We start from the raw sequence: 3,635 nt of genomic DNA, 5'->3' as shown, positions 1-3,635 counted from the left end.
TCACAGCGCCGCGCCCGGCGGTCACACCGCCGCGGCCGCCCGTGCGCCGCCGCGGCCGCCCTCACGCCGGGCCGGGGCTCTGCCGCGCCAGGCGTACCAGCAGCGGGAGGATGTCGACGCCGCGCCGCGTGCCGAGCGACCCCCGCGCCGCGTCCGCTTCGGTGAAGCGCCCACCGTCGGGGGGATCGAGCGGCGCCACCAGCAGCGGCACCGGGTCGGCGGTGTGGGCACGGGCCTCCACCGGCGTGGCGTGGTCGGCGGTCACCGCCCACAGCCAGTCGCGCTCCGCCTGATCGAGCAGCGGCCCGAAGAACTCCGCGTCGATCCGTTCTAGGCTCTCCACCTTCCGCGCCGCGTCCCCGTCGTGGCCGGGCTCGTCGGGCCCCTTCAGGTGGAGGTAGAGCCCGTCGCAGGCCCGAAGGGCCTCGCGCGCCGTGGTCGCCCAGGCGCGGTACCCGGCCCCCGGGGCGATCTCCACCACGTCCATCCCCAGCATGCGGGCGATGCCGCGCTCCACCGGCATCTCCACGACGCACCCCAGCCGGACCCCGAAGCGCTCCGCCATCGGGGGGACGGCGGGCAGGCGGTCGCCGGCATCCCGCAGGAGGATGATGTTGGCAGGGAGCTGGCCTTCGGCGCGGCGGCGCGCATTCACGGGGTGGCGGTCGAGGAGCTCGCGCACGCGGCGCGTGAACTCGTTCATCGCCACGGCGGCGGCGCGGGCCTCGGGGGTGTCGTCGAGCGGGCGGGCCTCCTCCACCTCGTCGCCCGCGGCCGCCCGCGCCACGCCCAGCCCGCCGACGCGCCCGTAGGCCGGATCGGTGTTGCTCACCGCAGCGGAAAAGCGGCCGTCCCGGCGTCGCAGGACGACCGCGCACCGATGTCCGACGGACGCGCGCACCTCCACCTCGGCCGGGACCTCGTCCAACCGGACCTCCGCCGTCACCGCCTCCGCCAGGGCCCGGGCCTCCTCCGCCGTCAGGGTGCGGCCGACGCGGCGGTCGACGATCCGCCACCCGCTGCCCAGCGTGGCGAAGTTGCCGCGCAGCGCCAGGTCGCCTTCCCGAAACCGGACCCCTGCGCCCAGGGCTTCGAGCGGGCCGCGGCCGACGTGGGCGGTGTGCGGGTCGTAGCCGAGGATGGCGGTGACGGCCACGTCCGACTCCGGCGCGATCTCCGGGCCGACGGTGTAGACCAGCCCGAGCTGGCCCCGGGCGGCCAGCCGGTCGAGGTGGGGCGTCTGGGCGGCGGCCAGCGGGGTCCGGCCGCCCAGGGCGGCGGCGGGCCGGTCCCCGGCGCCGTCGAGGACCACGTAGAGGATCTTCCTGGCGGGACCGGCTGCCATCGTCGCGCCTCCGGGTCATGAGGAGAGTGCTGGCCACCGCGGTCGGGCCGGACAGGATAGTCGGGCCGGACAGAAGAGTAGGATAGCAGGCGGCCGTGTCCTGACGGGGCGCGGGTTAAGCTTCGAGTTTGGCCTCGGCCGGCCGCAGCGGCCGCGGGCGCCGGCCGTTGCGCAGGGCGCGGTAGAGGGGGAGCAGGAACAGCACCGCCGCCCCGGCCAGGAAGGCCAGGGCGATCGGCCGTGTGACGAAGATGGCAAAGGATCCCTGCCCCATGATCAGCGACTGGCGCAGCGCCTGCTCCGTCATGTCGCCCAGCACCAGGGCGACCACCAGCGGCGCCAGCGGGTAGTCCAGCTTCCTGAACAGGTAGCCGGCCACCCCGGCCCCCAGCATGATCCACAGGTCCAGGGTCTGGTTGTTCACCGCGTAGGCACCGATGCTGGAGAGGATGACGATGAGCGGGGCCAGCAGCGCGAAGGGGATGCGGTTGATCGCGGCAAAGGCCGGCACCAGCGTGAGCACGATGAGCACGCCGATGACGTTGGCCAGGTACATCGAGCCGATGAGCCCCCAGACGAACTCCCGCTGGGTGGTGAAGAGCAGCGGCCCGGGGTTGAGCCCCCAGATGAAGAACCCCGCCAGCATCACTGCCGCCGTCGGCGAGCCGGGGATGCCCAGCGTCACCATGGGCAGCAGCGCCCCAATGCCCGCGGCGTGCGCCGCCGTCTCCGGCGCCACCACCCCCTCGACCGAGCCTTTACCGAACTTCTCCGGCTCCTTGCTCAGCTGCTTGGCCAGGCCGTAGCTCATGAAGGACGCCGGGGTGGCCCCCGTCCCCGGGAGGACGCCGATCCAGAAGCCGAGCAGCGTGGCCCGCACCAGGGTGGCGACGTACCGAGGGAAACGGGCCCAGGTCTCCCACAGGTCGCGGAAACTGATGCGCCCCCGGACCCCCTCCAGCCGCAGCCCCTCCTCCACCGTGAGGAAGATCTCCCCCAGGCCGAAGAGGCCGATGGCGATGACGATGAAGTTGATGCCGCTCTGCAGGGAGACGAGCCCAAAGTGCATGCGCGGCTGGCCGGTGACGATGTCGAACCCCATGGTGCTGAGGAGCAGCCCCAGCAGGGTCATGAGGATGGTCTTGGCGGGCTTCCCGCCCCCGAGCCCGGCGAAGGTGGCGAAGGCGAGCATGAGCACCGCGAAGTTCTCCGGCGGTCCGAAGCGCAGCGCCCACTCCGCCAGCGGGGGCGCGAAGAAGGTGAAGAGGACGATGGCGACCAGCGCGCCGATGAAGGAGGAGGTGAACGCCGCGGTGAGGGCCATCCCTGCCCGCCCCTGCTTGGCCAGGGGGTGGCCGTCGAAGGTGGTGGCCACCGACCAGGGCTCGCCGGGGATGTTGAAGAGAATGGAGGTGATGGCGCCCCCGAAGATCGCCCCCCAGTACACCGAGGCCAGCAGGATGATCGCCGCGGTGGGCGTCAGGTTGAAGGTGAGCGGCAGCAACAGCGCCACCCCGTTCGTCCCCCCGAGGCCCGGCAGCACCCCGATGGCGGTGCCCAGCAGCAGGCCGATGACGGCCACGGTCAGGTTGTACGGGGTGGCGGCCACCCCCAGCCCGTAGAGCAGATCGGCGAAGACGTTCAGCAGGGCCACCGGCTCACCGCCCGTAGAGGAGCCACTCCAGGACTGCGCCCTTGGGCATGGGCAGGAGGAACCACCGCTCGAAGATCAGGAAGAGCCCGAGCGGCACCAGCACGCTGACCGCGACGACGAAGGGCCAGCGGTGCCGTCCCACCAGGCGCGTGTACCCGGCCAGGTAGAGCGCCCCGCCCAGGTAGAGCCCCAGCACGCCCAGCAGCGCGATGGTGGCGACGATGGGGAGGAAGACGACGAGCAGCGGCTTCCAGGCGCCGACGGGGACGAGCGCCCCTTCGGCGGCGGGCACGCGCACGGCCTGCCAGAGGAGCACCACCGCCACCACGCCCACGCCGAGGGCGAGCCAGAAGGGGAAGAACCCCGCGCCCGGCCCCGTGGCCGTCCAGCCCACCGGCAGGTGCAGCGCCTGCCGGAGCATCACCACGGCGAAGGCGAGCAGCCCCGCGGCCATCAGGACCTCCGCCCGTCGCACCTCGCTCCCCCCTCTCGCGCCGCCTCACCGGCCCGGGCGGCCCGCGTCACGGCCCGCGGGGCGGGCGCACGGGCCCGCCCCGCGGCACGCCTCAGCTGCCGGTGGCCAGGCCGCCCTTGACCATCAGCTCGCGGACGGTGCGGTCCTTGCTCTCCAGCCAG

Annotated in this window: 3 protein-coding genes; all 3 read right to left on the bottom strand. The window is 73.6% G+C overall.

Annotation, left to right across the window (positions count from 1 at the left end):
• Positions 1-61 precede the first annotated feature (61 nt).
• Complete coding sequence (locus tag RB146_00980) at positions 62-1,345, bottom strand: alkaline phosphatase family protein (GenBank protein ID MDQ7827555.1); 1,284 nt, start codon at positions 1,343-1,345, stop codon at positions 62-64.
• Between the two features lie 115 nt (positions 1,346-1,460).
• On the bottom strand, positions 1,461-2,990 hold the full coding sequence (locus RB146_00975) for a tripartite tricarboxylate transporter permease (protein ID MDQ7827554.1): 1,530 nt from the start codon (positions 2,988-2,990) through the stop codon (positions 1,461-1,463).
• A 13-nt stretch (positions 2,991-3,003) separates the two neighbouring features.
• Entirely contained in the window at positions 3,004-3,453 is a 450-nt protein-coding gene (locus RB146_00970; GenBank protein MDQ7827553.1) for a tripartite tricarboxylate transporter TctB family protein, read from the bottom strand.
• Positions 3,454-3,635: the final 182 nt, after the last annotated feature.

It is taken from the genome of Armatimonadota bacterium (assembly GCA_031081585.1).
GTDB classification, from domain to species: domain Bacteria; phylum Sysuimicrobiota; class Sysuimicrobiia; order Sysuimicrobiales; family Humicultoraceae; genus Geohabitans; species Geohabitans tengchongensis.
The sequence above is the reverse complement of the archived record's forward strand: the minus strand, read 5'-3'. Positions and strand labels throughout refer to the sequence as shown.

Coding starts and splice junctions, on each gene's coding strand:
- RB146_00980 (MDQ7827555.1), bottom strand. CDS start 1,345: ATGGCAGCCGGTCCCGCCAGGAAGATCCTCTACGTGGTCCTCGACGGC.
- RB146_00970 (MDQ7827553.1), bottom strand. CDS start 3,453: ATGGCCGCGGGGCTGCTCGCCTTCGCCGTGGTGATGCTCCGGCAGGCG.